The organism is Paenibacillus sp. AD87, assembly GCF_001659845.1.
In the GTDB taxonomy this organism is placed as follows: Bacteria; Bacillota; Bacilli; order Paenibacillales; family Paenibacillaceae; genus Paenibacillus; species Paenibacillus marchantiae.
This window is the reverse complement of record NZ_LXQN01000007.1, coordinates 2,807,482-2,823,855: the sequence shown is the minus strand read 5'-3', so window position 1 is coordinate 2,823,855 and position 16,374 is coordinate 2,807,482. Positions and strand designations below refer to the sequence as shown.

Genomic DNA, 16,374 nt, shown 5'->3' with positions numbered 1-16,374 from the left:
ACAAGAAATAGTAAACATAAGTTTCAAATAAAAGGAGGCCATTATGACGACTGCATTAATTACTATTGTTGCTGTTATTGGCTTTGGGATTATAACAGGCACAATCACTATGATTATGGTATTTAAACTGCTCCGTAACAATAAACAGAAACAGCATTTTCGAAAAAGCATTTTAACGGAGGGAATTCCCGCAGAGGCGGTTATTCATGATATTACACAAACTTCATCCAGTATGGATGGAAGGCCTGGAGTGCGACTGGATTTGACCGTAACCCAAGTTGACGGCCGTACCTTTCCCACGATTGTAGAGACATATATCCCGGTTACACATATTCCCCAATTTCAGAAAGGAAATGTCATTCACGTAAGATACATTGTAAACGGAAATGAACGAAAGGTTGAGGTAGAGGATGCCTATGTTCCGTGAATTTGACTGTTGAACGCAGCAAGGGGGGACATATTACATAAAATGGTTCAGGTACTACATTGACTAGAGATATGAATTGATTTAGAATTAATTTATCTTGATAATCTAGATACTTTATTTTCGAGATAAATTGATAGAAGAATCGAGGCAGTTCATATGAAAATTAATCACTTAAACTTAACGGTAACTGACGTTATTGAGGTTCAACATTTTCTCGAAACATATTTTGGATTAACCTGTTACGTCAATGCAGGTAAAGCATTTGCGGCTATGACCGACGACGATGGATTTTTATTAAACTTAATGTATGGCAAGGATATCAAATATCCAGAAACTTTCCATGTAGGGTTCCCACAAGACAGTAAGGAAGAGGTGGATAACTTGAACCAACGTCTCAAGAACGATGGAATTCAGGTAGAAAGCCCGGCTATTGTTCATGGTTCCTACACCTTTTATCTTCAGGCGCCAGGTGGAATCACACTTGAAGCATACTGTCTCATCGAAGGGGAAGATCCAACCAAAGGACCTCGTCCATCATTTGGAAAACTATAAAAATGAATTCCACTGAAGCCACGAAATTTCGTGGCTTTTTTTGTATTCTACGATAATCTGATTATAAAATGAATTTGTTGAAAAATGACAAAGTGATAAATTTTATTTATCGAAATGAAATTGAATTTCATTCATGAAAGTTTCATGAGTTCGTTTACATACCATAGAAAATATTTTATAATTGTCATCGGAAGAACCATAACTAACCAAAAGTTATTAAGTGTTAAAAATACATTAAAAAGACGTAACGTCAAGAGACATCATGAAAGAAGGCAATTAGTAAATGAACTCATTTTTTGTGGATTCCAATGGAAACTTAAAAACCTCTTTGAAAGGTAAGGATGTTCTGTCCAATCCCATGTTGAACAAGGGTACTGCCTTTAACGAAGAAGAAAGAAGAGAGCTCAACCTGAATGGCATCTTGCCACCGATGGTTTTAAATATTGAAGAACAAGTGAGTCGAGTATATCAGCAATTGCAGAATGAATCGAATAATTTGCGAAAAAGCATCATGCTTAGTGATTTGTTCAACCGAAATATTGTACTATTCTACCGTCTAATGAAGGATCACCTTAGTGAAATGCTGCCGATTGTGTATACACCTACGGTCGGACAAGCTATCCAGGAATATAGCCATCAGTACCACAGACCGGGTGGTTTATATTTATCCATTAATGATATGGATGGACTGGAAGAAGCTTTCCGCAACAGTGGATTACATGCTGGAGATGTGGATTTGATTGTGGTGACCGACTCGGAAAGTATTCTGGGCATCGGAGACTGGGGCGTTGGCGGCATTAAAATTGCCATTGGTAAACTCGCGGTATACACAGCAGCCGTAGGCGTTGATCCAAGCCGCGTATTACCTGTTGTGCTGGACGTCGGAACCAATAATCCCAAATTGCTGAATGATCCATTGTATGTGGGTAACCGTCATGAACGGATTCGCGGGGAAAAATATGATCAATTTATCGAAGCCTTTGTGAAAGAAACAACAAAGTGGTTCCCGGATATCCTGCTTCACTGGGAAGACCTGGGCAGCGTGAATGCCAGAAATATTATACAAAAATATGGGGAAGAACTGCTTACGTTTAATGATGATATTCAGGGAACGGGTGCGGTCACACTTGCGGCGATTATGTCCGGAGTTCAAGTGACGGGTGTGCCACTTCGTGAGCATCGTATCCTTGTATTTGGACCAGGGGCCGCTGGTATTGGTAACGCGGATCAGATTCTTGACGCCATGATGGAAGAAGGACTTGAGAGGGAGGAAGCTGAGAACCGGTTCTGGGCTTTCGATTACCGCGGAATCCTTACCGATGAGACGGAAGGTCTATTTGAATTCCAGAAACCATATGTGCGTAAAGCTGCGGAAGTGAAAGATTGGGCATTGAATGAGTTAGGGCAGGTCAGCTTGCTGGAAGCTGTGAAACAGATCAAACCAACGATTCTGATCGGCACTTCCGGTGTGACAGGTGCTTTTAATGAACAAGTTATCAAAGAAATGGCGAAGCATGTGGAACGTCCAATCATTATGCCAATGTCCAACCCGACTTCGCTTGCCGAAGCAGCACCAAGAAGTCTGATTGAATGGACGGATGGCAAAGCATTGATTGCAACAGGCAGTCCATTTGAATCTGTCATGTTTAATGACACTTTATATGAAATTGGTCAATCCAATAATGCTTTTGTGTTCCCTGGTTTGGGCCTGGGAGCGATTGTTGCAAAAGCATCGAAGTTCACCAAAAACATGTTCACCGCAGCTGCAGTGGCCGTAGCTAATTCGGTAGATTCCTCTGCACCAGGTGCTCCACTTCTGCCAAGAGTGAAAGAACTACATGCTGTTTCGTACAAAGTTGCAGTGGCGGTCGCTAAGGCGGCAGTGGAAGATGGCGTTGCGCGTGTAGAGCTGAAAGACGTTGAAGAGGCGGTAAAAGCTGCCATGTGGCATCCGGTGTACAAACCGCTGTATGCGGCCGTTTAATAATTGAAATAAATTGAATACAGCGCATGGTGACTATAAATCCATGAGGGTCGGGTGTAAGGTGGAGTTTAAAAGGGATCGACATGATTTCTCGCCTTGACCCATGGTTGTATTCCATGTTAAGTTTCTGGTATTAAATTATTGAGCTTTTAAAGGGGGATAGAGCGATGACTGAATTAGAGGTTGTAGATGTTTATGTGAACCTGTCAACGAACATGAACACTGACATGGTTCACAACATGACTAATCAGAATCCGGCACTTTATCCTCCTATGCATAGATCATCTTGGCGTTAAATTTTTGGACGCCAGGTTTCTTTATCGTATAGTCAGGTTGATGTAACGCAAAAAAGCACCGGTGAATGGGGGCTTTTTTGCGTTTTTTCATTTGAGGATATTCTAATCACTATGACAGAAGGAATGTGTCATTCATTCAAGGGCGGACTGAAATTCTGATTATGTTCAAATATAAAGTGAGGGACCATGTCGTGGTAAATACCCCGTCGGTTAACTTTTATATTTCACATAAAAAGGATGATCTTTATGTCTTTAATCAACGTTACCAACCTAACCTTTGCCTATGATGGCAGTTACGATAATATATTTGAAAATGTGAGTTTTCAGCTGGACTCCGATTGGAAATTGGGCTTTACCGGAAGGAACGGCAGAGGTAAAACGACATTCCTCCAACTGCTGCTTGGTAAATATGAATACAGCGGAACTATTTCTGCGAATGTCAGCTTTGAGTACTTTCCTTTTCAGGTTGAGAATAAAGGAGTTATGACCCTCGATATCATTGAAGATGTCTATCCTGAATATTTACAATGGCAGCTTGTGCGTGAGCTTAACCTGTTAAAAGTTTCGGAAGATATCCTGTATCGGCCTTTCGATTCCTTGTCTAACGGAGAACAAACGAAGGTGATGCTGGCTGCCTTGTTTCTGAAGGATAATCGATTTTTGCTCATTGATGAACCTACCAATCATCTCGATATTCATGCCAGAAAACTCGTTAGTAATTATCTTCGCAGCAAAAGTGGATTTATTCTGGTGTCACATGATCGATCCTTTTTGGATAACAGCGTAGACCACATCCTGTCCATTAATAAAAATAACATCGAGATTCAGAAAGGGAACTTCTCCGCTTGGTGGGAAAATAAACAAAGGCAAGATCAGTTTGAACTTGCAAATAATGAAAAATTAATAAAGGACATCAAGCGTTTATCCGATTCTGCCAAACGGACGGGTGGATGGTCGCATGAAGTGGAAAGAACCAAAAATGGTACGAGAAATTCCGGTTCTAAGGTGGATAAAGGCTATATTGGACACAAGGCTGCCAAAATGATGAAACGTTCCAAAAATATCGAGCAGAGACAGCAATCCGCCATTCATGAGAAGTCCAAACTTCTGAAAAATATTGAGAGTGCAGAACGTCTACAGATTCATCAACTGGATTTTCACAAAAAAGAACTTGTCGAATTGGAACATGTGTCGATTGCATACGGCTCCAATATGGTATGTAAGGACGTGAATTTCACAGTTGAACAAGGGGATCGTATTGCGCTTTATGGTAAAAACGGATCGGGGAAATCAAGCATCCTTAAACTGATTTGTGATGAGAATATCCCTTATACAGGTTGTTTTCGAAAGGATCACCAGCTTAAAATCTCGTATGTGTCGCAGGACACGTCGAATCTCGGAGGCCATTTATCTGACTATGCTGTCACGCAGGGAATCGATGAAAGCCTGTTTAAATCCATCCTAAGAAAGCTGGATTTTTCTAGGTTGCAATTGGAGAAGAATATCTCAACGTATAGCGCTGGCCAAAAAAAGAAAGTGCTGATTGCTAAAAGTCTCAGTGAGCAAGCTCATTTGCACATTTGGGATGAACCCCTTAACTTTGTTGATGTCATCTCTCGTATGCAAATTGAAGACTTGCTGCTGGAGTACTCCCCAACCCTTCTGTTTGTAGAGCATGACAGTGATTTTTGCGCAAATATTGCAACAAGAATTATCGAGCTATAAGCAACAGGGAAAGAAAAAAGATATAAATTCTAAGAGCCGCCGCTTGGCGGCTTTTAATCATCACATCTATCTTTGCAATACATCACCAATCATAGGTGATGCTTGTTACGTGTTCAGACATCGGAATTATGAGCAACTATGCTATAATTTTATAGTCACAGCTAATCAAATGATGGATCATTGAATCAATTTATAGAATAAACTCCCCAAGAGGTGTAAACCCGTTGAAAAAAGAAATGACATCGATGAAGCAAACGAGACTTAATTCCATCCTGGACGAAGCAACCAAACTGCTGATTGAAAAGCCCAATGCATCCATGAATGATATCGCAGACTCTGCAAAAATCGGCATTGCGACCCTTCATCGTTACGTGGAGAGTCGTGAACAATTAATGGTTTATCTGGGCTTGCGTGCGATCGAGGTGGTCAGTGAGGCCATGCAAAACATTCAGCTGGATGAGGAAAACTGTGAAACATATATTCCTCAATTAATTGAAGTGCTTATTCCGTTAGGAGATAAAATATTTTTCCTTACCCATGATGCAGCTATACACTATAACCCTGAGATTGAGGGAGCAGATTTGAAGCTGAGAGAGCCTATACTGCATGCGGTCAGCTTGTTGCAGCAAAAGAATTATTTTCGCCAGGATGTCAATAAAAACTGGATTGTAGATGTGCTGTATTCTATCCTGTTTCTGACGTGGCAGCAGGTTGTAAGTGGTGATATTGCGCGTAAATCAGCAGCTTCTCTGGTTGTGGATACGTTCTATCATGGCTTTAGGGCCAGATAAGTAGGCTCTACCTTATAACAACATACAATAATGCAATATAACACCCCATTGTGGAGTCAGTCGTGTCATTGGATACGAGACTCACTGTGGAGGTGTTTTTTTGCGTGGAGAGATAGCTATGGGCGCTAATTGAAAGGTGCATATTTTCTTTTCAGTACATATTCATATTTTAACAGAGTTCAGAATTTAAGATTTAAAACTTACAAAAAATGATATAAATTTCTAGTAGATTCAAATCATTACCAAATTAAGACAGTGAATTTGCGATAAGGAGGTCGATAATCTGCGCTGAACTCGATAACGTTTCAACTCGCTTTTGTACGCATTCCATCATATCCAACAGGAGGGATTCCATGCTTTACACCATTATTGTGCCAGTTAACCAGGACTATAACATTTTGAACCTTTTCACGGACTCATTGCTACGGACAGTAAGCCCGTCCACTCAAATCATTTTTATCAACGATGGTTCCGGTTCTGCTGTCTTACAGCATTTGGAGAAAATGAAACAAGAGGTTAGAGAAGGTGTAACAATTGAAATTCTTCAGCATGATTTTCCACTCGGTTGTGCTGTATCAATCAATAGCGCACTTCGGCGAGCAGAGGGAGATTATATTTTCTTCCTGGATTCCGATACGATTCTTCAACCGAACTGGCAATCAATGATGAAAGAGACGATGGACAGCGACATTACGATCGGTATGATTGGCGGTGTTCTGCTCTATCCGCAAACGGGAGGTGTGCAGCATTGTGGTATTGCATTTGCCGATACAATTGGTCGCCACTTATTTCTGAACGCTTCGCCTGAAGACATTCCGAAGGAAACATTTTCAGTTCAGCTTGTTGTATTCGCCATGTTCGGCATGAAGAGAGAAGTGTATGAAACGGTAGGCGAGCTGGATGAGAAGTTCTTTAACGGATATGAGGATTTTGATTATCAGATGCGAGCACGGGCAGCCGGATATGATACTGTCATTAATCCGAATATTCGCGCCTATCACTGGGAACGGAGCAGTGGCATTCATCGCAACTTTAACCGGAAAAACAATCTGGCACGTTTCTGGAAAAAGTGGGGTGGGGAAATTGAGGCCGATGTTTGGCCATTCGTATTCGGTCATCTGAAAGAACAGCTGGATAGCCAGAGTGAATATCATCATCTGCCGATCGTTGGCATTGATCTTGCAGAAGTTCGCAGTGACGCGGATACGTTCTGGACCAAGCTGGAGGAAGCTGACATTGCACCTGTTGCTGAGGTACGTGACTATTCCAACCGTTTTAACTCTAATGGAGCTATCTGGCTGCCGCAGGTTCTGGGCAAGGAGCTGATTCATAGCGAGAACCGATTATTGTTTCTGGTGGACAATTTCGCCCGGTTGCTGGAAAACCGTTACTGGATCGAGATGAGACATGCTCATCGGGCTAAAGATCTGATTATTGATCTGTATGGCAATGTCATCACCATGGATCGCATATATGATGGCTGCTGGCCAGGCTCCAAAGTTCGCTAACTCACAAACCAAGTAAACAGGGAGGAACCAAAGGTGAAATCAAAAGAGAGCACGCTGGATCGTGCCGTAAGGTTTACACGGAATCTGGAGTGGTTGGAACATGTCGAAAAGGTTATTCCGAGCGGATGCAGTACGTTAGCCAAAGCACCAGAACGATTATTTCCGGGATATACACCCGTATGCTGCGCAGAGGCACGCAATTCCCGTTTTATAGATATCGATGGAAATGAATGGTTGGATTGTGAGATGGCTATGGGTACGGCTCCATGGGGGCATGCACGGCATGAAGTTCAACTGACTGTCATCCATCAGCTGAAAAAAGGGACAAGTTATTCTATTCCTGCTGACATTGAGCTTGAATGCGCTGAATTGATTTTGGAACGGTTTGAAGGTCGCTACCCCTCATTGCGATTCACCAAAAGTGGCGCCGATGCCGTCAGTGGAGCCGTACGTCTGGCTCGTGCGGGAAGTGGAAAAAGCAGGGTCATCGCGACGGCCTATCATGGCTGGCATGACTGGTCTGCCTATGGATACTATGGCCGTGAAACGAAAGAACGAGGCATCCCCGTGGATATCGAACGCACAACAATCTGGATAGATAAGCCCTCACCAGAGCGTATCGAGGCCCAAATCCAATCCTCTCCCGAGGATATCGCCTGCATTGTCCTTTGTCCAAATGAATGGAAACGTGAGCCGTTGGCGCAAGTTGTAACCCTTTGTAGGTCATTGGATATCATTGTCATATTTGATGAAGTCACCTCCGGCATTCGAATGGGCAAGCAAGCTACAGCTGGGGAGTATGACATCTGGCCGGATCTGCTCTGTATTTCCAAAGGCATGGCGAATGGACTGCCACTTGCAGCCGTAATGGGACCGGAACATCTGATGTCATTATCAGGACAGGTCAGATTCAGCAATGCGCATTCCAGCGAGACCACTGCGCTTGCGGCAGCGATTGCATGTGAGCGATTGATGAAAAGCGCTAAAGTATGGCCTAGCTGGCGCGAGGCTACTATTCGGATTATGGATCTGATTGAAGCTGAACTCGTACTTCTTGGATTAACCGATCAATTGGTGTTGAAGGGTACCTATGCGAGCTTCTCCATTAGCTCTATTTCAGAGGAAAACTTTCACACCGATCCGTTCCGTGAGTTTATGGTCAAAAGAATGGCCCACTTCGGAATTTTTACCAAAGGGTACTTTATTTTCTCAGATGCTCATACCCGGGATGAATTATTGTGGGTGGAGGAAGCTCTCTTGCAGACACTTTCCGACTGGAAAGAAATGCTGAAACAGGAACACCTTTCGAATTGAGATTTACGAAAACGTTTAAAATTTCATCCAAATAAGAACATCGACTAGGAGGAATATTCAATGAAAGCACTCGTATATCAGGATCTTAAACAGGTGACTTACCAGGATATTGATGAGCCAACCATACAAAAGCCAAACCAGGTGAAAATTAAAATCTATGGTTCAGGCATCTGCGGTACAGACCTGAATATTGTCAAAGGCAAAGTGCCGGCGAATAAAGGAACGATTATTGGTCATGAAGGTGTAGGTACAGTGGTTGAGGTGGGCGACGAAGTTCGTGGCTTCAAGATAGGTGATCGGGTATTGGTTGATCCCACGCAATCTTGCGGTACCTGCTCCTATTGCCGTGAAGGTCTTTTCATCTATTGCGAGAATTTTGATGACTATCAAGTAGGGATGACGACGCACGGTACATTTGCAGAATATTACGTAGGGGATGAGAAGTATATCTATGCCATCCCGGATTCCATGAGCTGGGAAACCGCTATGATGATCGAACCACTGGGATGTGTACTTCAGACGTTCATGAAAGCAGGGACTAAGCCAAGTGACTCTGTACTGGTCCTCGGTTCTGGTGCAATCGGTTCTCTGTGTCAGCTTGTGAGCAAACGATTGGCAAGGCTTACTGTAGGCACGGAAGTTGATCCATTCCGCAAAGAGTTCGCTTCAGAGATCGCGGATCATGTGTTCTATCCTCAGGATCTGACACTGGATAAAGTATACGAGATCAATAATAACAAGAAGTTTGATATTGTAGTGGACGCGGTTGGTAACCAGCTTCATGTGGGATTTGAGATGATTGCCAAAGGCGGCAAGATCATTCCTATGGGTTATGACGACAGCTATGAGGTGACGTTCAAATCAACTGCCGTAATTAATGATGGTATTAGTATCATTGGTGCGGTAGCTAATCACTCGATGATCAGTACAGCATTGAAATTTGCACAAAGTATTCCGGAACTGGAGCAAATGGTTACCTCCAAGGAACTGCTGAGTGATTATGAACAGGCATTCAATGGGACAATTGGGTATCATCTGCGTAGCGGAGAGAAATTGCCCATGAATTCGGTTAAAACAGCTCTGATCTTGTAAGTATGTAGACATTGTCGGGTTTGCCGCTGCGAAAAGAAGGAGTTCGCAGCGGTGAAACACCGCAGAAAAGGGGGAGATATCGATTGAAGCTGCTACAGGATTTGCCGAGAAATTCGCGGTACTCAATCTTACTTGAACCGGTATGGGCCATTCCGGGCACGATTGTTCTTTTTTATGCTCCCTTATATATGAAGGAAGCCGGACTTTCGGATATTGAAATTGGTTTGATCAATTCGGTGAATCTTTATTTTGCCTTTATATTTCAGTTATTTGCGGGTTCAATCACGAATAAGCTTGGCCGCAAGCGAACAACACTGATTTTTGATTTGATTGCCTGGAGTGTTCCCATGTTCATCTGGGCGTTCTCCCAGAATTTTTGGTTGTTTCTGATTGCTTACCTGCTGAATGCAACCTCCAAATTTGTGACTGTTTCCTTCAACTGTCTAATTATTGAGGATGTTGAGGAACATAAACGATCCAAGGTATTCGCCATTCTCAACATGATCATTACTGGTGCTGGAGTACTGACACCGATCGCCGGGGTAGTGATTGCTGATGTTGGCATTGTGCCAACACTAGCCAGTATTTATTTTGTCGGTGGCATCCTCATGACCGTAATGTTCTTCATACGCAACCGATATACGGATGAGACCGCAGTAGGGAAGGAACTTATGGGAATGCATAGCCAGACCAGGGTGATCCAGAGTCTGGCCTCCAGTCTGCGACTTTTCGGCAAATCGTTCTACAAACGGAGACTTTTACCGATTATTCTCATCACGGTGCTTTCCAATCTGATCCTGCAGCTGAACTTTTTTCAGGTGATTTTTTTCAAGGAACAATTAAAATTCAATGATCAGATTATTTCATTTATCCCGGTCGTCACCGCTGTAACCGTCATGCTCTTGTATTTGGTCATTATCCCGCGTCTGAAACGGCGTTCAGAAGAGAAGTATGTCAGTTTCTCGATCATTTTGAGTACAGTGGGGGCAATACTTTTTCTTTTGATCCCTGCGGGAAATATAGCCATGTTATTTCTGACTCTAATTGTACTGGCGGCAGGCAATTTCATCTTGCAAACGTACCGGGACTCACTGCTTATGAACCGATTGGGTACACATGAAAAAGCGGATATGTTCTCGGCAGTGCAGACCGTCATGACGTTAACCGCGATTCCATCAGGTTACCTGACAGGGCTACTGTATCACTATAATCCTGTGCTGTTATTCAGTGTCATTCTTGTACTTTACATCGTACTCATGGTCATTATGTTATTCCTCCCTGATCCCCAGAAACACTCCCAAGTGATCAGTTCTTACAAAAATATGTAGGAGAAGGGGTTTTCTGTATAACGAACGAATATATAATACAGAAAATGAACCTGGGAGGCATAGAAATGACAAACGTATTTGCAACAGAAACAAGAAACCAAATGAACTGGATTAATGAGCCGAAGACCTGGTCTTATACCGATCAAGGCGTTCTAATTGTAGAAGCTCAGGCTGATACAGACTTTTTCCAGGACCCAGCGGGGAAACACATCCGTGCAACCGCGCCATTTCTGTCGATGCCGGTGCCTAACGAATTTGAGATGACGACCCAGCTAACCGTGGACATGCAACATCAGTATGATTCCGGATGTTTGATGGTGATGGCGGATGAGCGAAACTGGTGCAAACTTTGTTTTGAGTATGATGGAAAAGCGGCTACCATTGTGTCGGTAGTAACGAAGGAAGGTTCATCCGACGATTGCAATTCGGTTGAAGTTCCCGTAACCAACCCTTATCTGCGCATACGCAAAGTGGAGGACTGCATTTCATTCTTTTATTCACCCGATGGGGTGGAGTGGAAATTAATTAGATATTTCGGCATGCCGATAGAGGGGGAGATCCGGGCTGGAATTGTTGGACAGTCACCAGCCGGAACGGGATGCACCTGTCACTTTTTATCGATGAATGTTACCCGTCCGGACGTGACTGCACGCTTCTAAGCCCATTTTCCCGCCAATCGGCTGATCATTGGAGGGAGAAAAGCGAAATGGTAAAAGCTTTTATTTTGGATTTTGATGGACTTATTGTGGACACGGAAACACCCTGGTTCTATGCTTTTCGCGATATTTATAAAGAGCATGGACTTGAACTTGGGCTGGAGCTTTGGTCGAAAAACGTAGGAACATCGTTTGAAGAATTTCATCCTTTTCTATACCTGGAGCAAGCGCTGCAAAAACCGATCGATCACGATCATATCAAGTTGCTCTCTGAACAGAAATACGAAGCATACCTGGGACAGGCAGCAATTCTTCCAGGCGTGCATGAGTTGCTCCGGTCTGCCCGTAAAAAGGGAATTCAACTTGCCGTTGCTTCCAGCTCTACCCGGGATTGGGTTCATGGTTATTTGCGCACACTCGGCATTTTCGAATTATTCGATGTCATTCATACAGCCGAGGACGTCAAGCGGGTCAAACCGGACCCGGAATTGTATCTGCTCGCCCTGGAGAGTCTCGGGATCGGGGCATCCGAAGCGGTTGTGTTTGAAGACTCGCCGAATGGACTGAAGGCAGCCAAAGCCGCGGGGATTCGCTGTGTCATTGTGCCTAACGAGGTAACGCGTAATCTGGAATTCTCGAAGTATGATCTGCGGTTAACCTCGCTGGCAGAGATCACGATGGAAATCCTTTAACTCTGGTATTGCTTGCGTAACTCGATAGGGGAGATTCCTTCATATTTTTTGAATACGGATCCAAAATAACTGGCGCTGTTGAAACCAACAGCCCGGGCGATCTCGTGGGCCGTTATTCCGGCGTCATGGACGAGCATTTCTTTGGCTTTCAATAACCGATACCGTGTCAGATAATCAAGCGGAGTCATTTGGAACTCCTTTTTGAATATCCGATTCAAATGCTGTTCGGTGACGTTCATTTGTTGAGCCAGCATGGAGAGCGAGATATCCTGATCATAATTTTGCTTGATAAAAGTAACCAGTCCGGTCAGCTTTAATCGGGCATCCGAGCGTTCATAAGCACCATAACGATCGCCATCAATGGTTAACCTGACCAGTAGCATGTATAGCAATGCGGATACGTGCCAGATCTGATCCTTGTGCGGGGACTGTAGCGCCAACGTTATTTCACGCAACAGGATATGGAGCATCCCATCCGGCTTGAAGGCGCGCAGCTCCCCGATCTGCAAGGTATGCAGAAACCGGGGCAATAAATAGCCATTAAAGGACAAACAATCGAACAACAATGAATCACTCAGATTGTCGTAACGGTATGTGACCTCCGGGAACATAATAAGAGCTGTTCCTTTCCGAATCGAAAACTCATGATTTTGGGCTGCAATTTTCCCTGTTCCCCCGATACACTGCACAATACTGTAATCCCGTGAATGGCCGTTCCAATTCATTAATTCATCTACGGTCAGCTGGTTTTGACCTGTAATCATAAGCGGCATATCGGTATCCAGTGAATTCCCCGTACTAGGTTTCGGCATCGTTGTGTTATTCCTCATTTCGTTAAAGGTCGTGTGCGTAAATGGCGTGGATACAGAGTTAAAAGAAACCTGATTTGAATTATATTACATAAATAACATTAATTTAAACGAACTATTTACTTCGATGAACGACTTATCGAAAACCTTTTAGGAATATGTATCATAATGTCGATGCCTTGCCATTATCAGACCAACCAGTATACGCTATAATGGATACAGTGATTTAGGAAAGGGATGCAGTCATGAAGAAAGTCATCGTCGTAGGATCAGGAATTCTTGGGGCTTCCACAGCATATCAATTGGCAAAACGGGGTGCGGAAGTTCTTATTATAGACCGGAAAGATCGAGGGCAGGCTACGGATGCTGCTGCCGGGATCATCTGTCCCTGGTTATCTCAGCGCCGTAATCAGGATTGGTATCAGCTTGCCAAGGCTGGTGCACGTTTTTATCCCGGTTTGATTGAAGAACTCAAGAGTGAAGGGGAAACGGAAACGGGTTACGCTCAAGTGGGTGCTCTTAGTATTCATACGGAAGTAGAGAAAATCAACAAGATGCAGGAGCGAGCACACCTTCGTAAAGAAGTTGCACCGGAGATTGCCGATATTACCCGTCTGGATGCAAAAGAAACCCATGAGCGTTTTCCTCTCCTGGAGGAGAACTTTCAGTCCGTCTACATCAGTGGTGCTGCACGTATCGATGGACGTGCACTGCGTGATGCCTTAATCCGATCGGCACAGCGAAATGGAGCGGTCCTGATTAATGGGGACGCGACACTTCAATATGAATCGGACCGAGTAACTGGAGTGGTTGTTGACGGTAAAGTCATATCGGCTGATGAGGTTATTGTGTGTGCCGGCGCTTGGGCTAATGAACTGTTGAAGCCCTTGGGCATTGACTTTAAGGTTGATTATCAGAAGGCGCAAATTATGCATTTGCAGGTTCACGATCGAGAAGAGACTGGGAACTGGCCAGTGGTCATGCCTCCTTCGGATCAATATTTGTTAGCCTTTGATCAACAGAAGATTGTGATCGGGGCGACTCACGAAAATGATATTGAAGGCTATGATATAAGAGTAACCGCAGGCGGAATGCAGGAAATTTTGAATAAAGGATTGGAACTGGCTCCCGGTTTAGCCGATAGCACGTTTCAGGAAGTAAGAGTAGGTTTCCGTCCGTTTACACCAGGTTTTCTTCCGGTAATGGGTGCTGTTCCTGGTTGGAATGGCTTAATCACAGCCAACGGGCTTGGAGCGTCTGGGCTAACGATGGGGCCTTTTATTGGAAGTCAACTTGCCAAATTGGCTCTGGGTATGAAATTGGATATCGATATTCAGCCATATGACCTTGGAAAAGCAATGGATGATCAGAAATGAGGTGAACGATGACGTATTCACAGCGCTTAACTCACGGTAACGCATCAGACATTATTTATCTGGAGCACCAGATTGGCATCGCCGAGGAGGAATTAGCAAAAGCCGAGGAAGAGCGGAGGGGTTACGAATCGGATTTAAACAAGTTAAGGACGTCTCTGGCGTATCATTCAACTTCAGCGACGAACGTCTCTAATGAGCAAAAATGGGTAGATGAGTTAAACAAATTGCAAAATATGATTAAGGATATCCGCACCCGACTTAAGAAGTTGCAAGAAGATTTAGGGGAACTTGAAGATTAATAGGAATGGATTGACATTTGGAAAAACACATGTTGTAATAAGCCTGAGCTATTTGCAGGGGGACTGTTCGCAGTTGAGAAGGTTAAAACCTGACCCTTTGAACCTGTTAGTTAATACTGACGTAGGGAGCAAATGACATGTACTCATGTTATTTTGCCCTTGCCGAAAATAGGACAAGGGCTTTTTGGTCTGCATTTTGGCTGACAAACGCGATAGCTGGATGTGAAGCTGGGACATTATAATTTTAATACAAGGAGAAATGATCATGTCATTTTCGAGAACGTTAAAAGATAAGTCCATAACCGTATGGGAAGATGGATACAACCATCCTTTTTTACACGAAATGGGGAAAGGAACACTGGATCAGGAAGCGTTTAAGTTTTATCTTCTTCAGGACTATACATATCTGATTGAATATGCGAAGATTTTTGCCATGGGTGCGGTGAAGGCGACAGATGAAAAACTGATGACGAACTTTACGGTGATTCAACACGCTATTCTGTACGAAGAAATGGATTTGCATCGAAATTATATGAATGAGTTTGGAATTACGCTGGATGAAAATCATGCTGTCAAACCATCTCTGTATAACAAGGCGTATACGTCGAATATGATGAGTGTTGCACAAACAGGTGGTGTTGCCGAAATCATCGCCGTCATTTTCCCCTGTGCGTGGACGTATTACGACTATGCCACAAGATTAAAAGAACAATATCGAGATTCATTAGAGGGCAATTTGTATCAGACTTGGATCGAAAATTATGCAAGTGATGAATTCCGCGACTCATTCGAATGGTTCTATGATACACTGGATGCATTATGTGAACATAAAACCGAGCAGGAACTGGAGGCCATTGAAGACATATTCAGAAGAAGTGTTGAATTTGAATATCTGTTCTGGGATATGGCTTATAAACGGCAACTCTCATACTTCTGATGAATGCAATCTACTACAACCAGAGATAAGGATGAACATACAGATGGACAATCGTGGAGAACGCATCTATTTACGATTTTTGAACGTGGAAGACGCTGCTGGACTACTGGATTTGCAGTTCCGTAACCGGGCTGTTTTCGAAGAAATATCGGCAAGCGAACGATCGGATACATTCTATACATTGGAGGGCCAAGTAGCCCTTCTCGAAGGTTGGAACAAGGCGAGGGAAGAGGGGAAACGGTACTCTTTCGGGATCTTTCTGAACCATACGCATGAGCTTATTGGGGAGATCTCTCTGTTCGAGCTTGAACTGGATTCCACCACCAAATGGATTGTTGGTTATGTGCTCGATCAGGTGCAGAATGGCAAGGGATATATGAGTGAAGCCCTTCAGCTAGCACTGGATTTTGCTATGAATGAAGCGGGCATAAAACGGGTGGAGGCAGGTGCGCTGCCCGACAATGCCGGATCGATTCGAGTGCTTCGCAAGGCGGGCTTTCAGGAGACGGACCGGCAGAATATTAAAATCAAGGGGATTTGGAAGGAACATGTGATGTTTGCAGTGGATTTGCAATAGGTTATTAGATA

Annotated in this window: 16 protein-coding genes and 1 riboswitch; of the genes, 15 read left to right on the top strand and 1 reads right to left on the bottom strand. The window is 43.7% G+C overall.

Annotated features, from left to right (window positions below):
• Window positions 1-43: 43 nt before the first annotated feature.
• The 11 genes from gpAD87_RS12300 to gpAD87_RS12250 all read left to right on the top strand — a co-directional run bounded on the left by gpAD87_RS12300 (window position 44) and on the right by gpAD87_RS12250 (window position 12,365).
• On the top strand, window positions 44-427 hold the full coding sequence (locus gpAD87_RS12300; RefSeq protein ID WP_064638658.1) for a hypothetical protein: 384 nt from the start codon (window positions 44-46) through the stop codon (window positions 425-427).
• 156 nt (window positions 428-583) lie between these two features.
• Window positions 584-979 (top strand): VOC family protein, encoded by a 396-nt coding sequence (locus gpAD87_RS12295; protein WP_063565201.1) that lies wholly within the window; start codon window positions 584-586, stop codon window positions 977-979.
• A 283-nt stretch (window positions 980-1,262) separates the two neighbouring features.
• Window positions 1,263-2,963, top strand: coding sequence for an NAD-dependent malic enzyme (locus gpAD87_RS12290; RefSeq protein ID WP_064638657.1), 1,701 nt, complete (start codon window positions 1,263-1,265; stop codon window positions 2,961-2,963).
• A 542-nt stretch (window positions 2,964-3,505) separates the two neighbouring features.
• Window positions 3,506-4,984 (top strand): Lsa family ABC-F type ribosomal protection protein, encoded by a 1,479-nt coding sequence (locus gpAD87_RS12285; RefSeq protein WP_064638656.1) that lies wholly within the window; start codon window positions 3,506-3,508, stop codon window positions 4,982-4,984.
• A gap of 224 nt (window positions 4,985-5,208) precedes the next feature.
• Entirely contained in the window at window positions 5,209-5,775 is a 567-nt protein-coding gene (locus gpAD87_RS12280) for a TetR/AcrR family transcriptional regulator (RefSeq protein ID WP_063565199.1), read from the top strand.
• 353 nt (window positions 5,776-6,128) lie between these two features.
• A complete protein-coding gene (locus gpAD87_RS12275) occupies window positions 6,129-7,283 on the top strand; it encodes a glycosyltransferase family 2 protein (RefSeq protein ID WP_064638655.1) in 1,155 nt (384 codons plus the stop codon).
• 33 nt (window positions 7,284-7,316) lie between these two features.
• Window positions 7,317-8,597, top strand: a complete 1,281-nt coding sequence (locus gpAD87_RS12270) for an aminotransferase class III-fold pyridoxal phosphate-dependent enzyme (protein WP_064638654.1) — start codon at window positions 7,317-7,319, stop codon at window positions 8,595-8,597.
• Window positions 8,598-8,657: 60 nt separating this feature from the next.
• A complete protein-coding gene (locus tag gpAD87_RS12265; protein ID WP_063565196.1) occupies window positions 8,658-9,689 on the top strand; it encodes a zinc-dependent alcohol dehydrogenase in 1,032 nt (343 codons plus the stop codon).
• A gap of 83 nt (window positions 9,690-9,772) precedes the next feature.
• Window positions 9,773-11,017 (top strand): MFS transporter, encoded by a 1,245-nt coding sequence (locus gpAD87_RS12260; protein WP_082935103.1) that lies wholly within the window; start codon window positions 9,773-9,775, stop codon window positions 11,015-11,017.
• Window positions 11,018-11,082: 65 nt separating this feature from the next.
• Window positions 11,083-11,676: a DUF1349 domain-containing protein gene (locus gpAD87_RS12255; RefSeq protein WP_064638653.1), complete on the top strand. Its 594-nt coding sequence runs from the start codon at window positions 11,083-11,085 to the stop codon at window positions 11,674-11,676.
• 47 nt (window positions 11,677-11,723) lie between these two features.
• The gene (locus gpAD87_RS12250) at window positions 11,724-12,365 is read left to right on the top strand and encodes an HAD family hydrolase (protein ID WP_063565193.1); all 642 of its coding nucleotides are present in this window, start codon (window positions 11,724-11,726) and stop codon (window positions 12,363-12,365) included.
• Here gpAD87_RS12250 and gpAD87_RS12245 read toward each other — a convergent pair.
• A complete protein-coding gene (locus tag gpAD87_RS12245) occupies window positions 12,362-13,177 on the bottom strand; it encodes an AraC family transcriptional regulator (protein WP_064638652.1) in 816 nt (271 codons plus the stop codon). The genes gpAD87_RS12250 and gpAD87_RS12245 overlap by 4 nt on opposite strands.
• A gap of 242 nt (window positions 13,178-13,419) precedes the next feature.
• On the opposite strand from gpAD87_RS12245, the gene gpAD87_RS12240 reads away from it, so the two are divergent.
• The 4 genes from gpAD87_RS12240 (at window position 13,420) to gpAD87_RS12225 (ending at window position 16,363) form a co-directional block, all read left to right on the top strand.
• Entirely contained in the window at window positions 13,420-14,550 is a 1,131-nt protein-coding gene (locus gpAD87_RS12240; RefSeq protein ID WP_064638651.1) for an NAD(P)/FAD-dependent oxidoreductase, read from the top strand.
• Window positions 14,551-14,558: 8 nt separating this feature from the next.
• Window positions 14,559-14,849 carry a hypothetical protein gene (locus gpAD87_RS12235; RefSeq protein ID WP_064638650.1) on the top strand — a complete coding sequence of 97 codons (291 nt, stop codon included), beginning with the start codon at window positions 14,559-14,561 and terminating at the stop codon, window positions 14,847-14,849.
• A gap of 46 nt (window positions 14,850-14,895) precedes the next feature.
• Window positions 14,896-14,994, top strand: a riboswitch (TPP riboswitch).
• Between the two features lie 120 nt (window positions 14,995-15,114).
• Window positions 15,115-15,786: a thiaminase II gene (tenA, locus tag gpAD87_RS12230; RefSeq protein WP_064638649.1), complete on the top strand. Its 672-nt coding sequence runs from the start codon at window positions 15,115-15,117 to the stop codon at window positions 15,784-15,786.
• Between the two features lie 43 nt (window positions 15,787-15,829).
• Window positions 15,830-16,363 carry a GNAT family N-acetyltransferase gene (locus gpAD87_RS12225; protein ID WP_064638647.1) on the top strand — a complete coding sequence of 178 codons (534 nt, stop codon included), beginning with the start codon at window positions 15,830-15,832 and terminating at the stop codon, window positions 16,361-16,363.
• The last annotated feature ends 11 nt before the right edge of the window (window positions 16,364-16,374 follow it).

Bases quoted from the DNA above. Each gene is read 5' to 3' on its own strand.
- gpAD87_RS12300 (WP_064638658.1), top strand. From the start codon at position 44: ATGACGACTGCATTAATTACTATTGTTGCTGTTATTGGCTTTGGGATT.
- gpAD87_RS12295 (WP_063565201.1), top strand. From the start codon at position 584: ATGAAAATTAATCACTTAAACTTAACGGTAACTGACGTTATTGAGGTT.
- gpAD87_RS12290 (WP_064638657.1), top strand. From the start codon at position 1,263: ATGAACTCATTTTTTGTGGATTCCAATGGAAACTTAAAAACCTCTTTG.
- gpAD87_RS12285 (WP_064638656.1), top strand. From the start codon at position 3,506: ATGTCTTTAATCAACGTTACCAACCTAACCTTTGCCTATGATGGCAGT.
- gpAD87_RS12275 (WP_064638655.1), top strand. From the start codon at position 6,129: ATGCTTTACACCATTATTGTGCCAGTTAACCAGGACTATAACATTTTG.
- gpAD87_RS12265 (WP_063565196.1), top strand. From the start codon at position 8,658: ATGAAAGCACTCGTATATCAGGATCTTAAACAGGTGACTTACCAGGAT.
- gpAD87_RS12255 (WP_064638653.1), top strand. From the start codon at position 11,083: ATGACAAACGTATTTGCAACAGAAACAAGAAACCAAATGAACTGGATT.
- gpAD87_RS12250 (WP_063565193.1), top strand. From the start codon at position 11,724: ATGGTAAAAGCTTTTATTTTGGATTTTGATGGACTTATTGTGGACACG.
- gpAD87_RS12245 (WP_064638652.1), bottom strand. From the start codon at position 13,177: ATGCCGAAACCTAGTACGGGGAATTCACTGGATACCGATATGCCGCTT.
- gpAD87_RS12240 (WP_064638651.1), top strand. From the start codon at position 13,420: ATGAAGAAAGTCATCGTCGTAGGATCAGGAATTCTTGGGGCTTCCACA.
- gpAD87_RS12235 (WP_064638650.1), top strand. From the start codon at position 14,559: ATGACGTATTCACAGCGCTTAACTCACGGTAACGCATCAGACATTATT.
- tenA (WP_064638649.1), top strand. From the start codon at position 15,115: ATGTCATTTTCGAGAACGTTAAAAGATAAGTCCATAACCGTATGGGAA.
- gpAD87_RS12225 (WP_064638647.1), top strand. From the start codon at position 15,830: ATGGACAATCGTGGAGAACGCATCTATTTACGATTTTTGAACGTGGAA.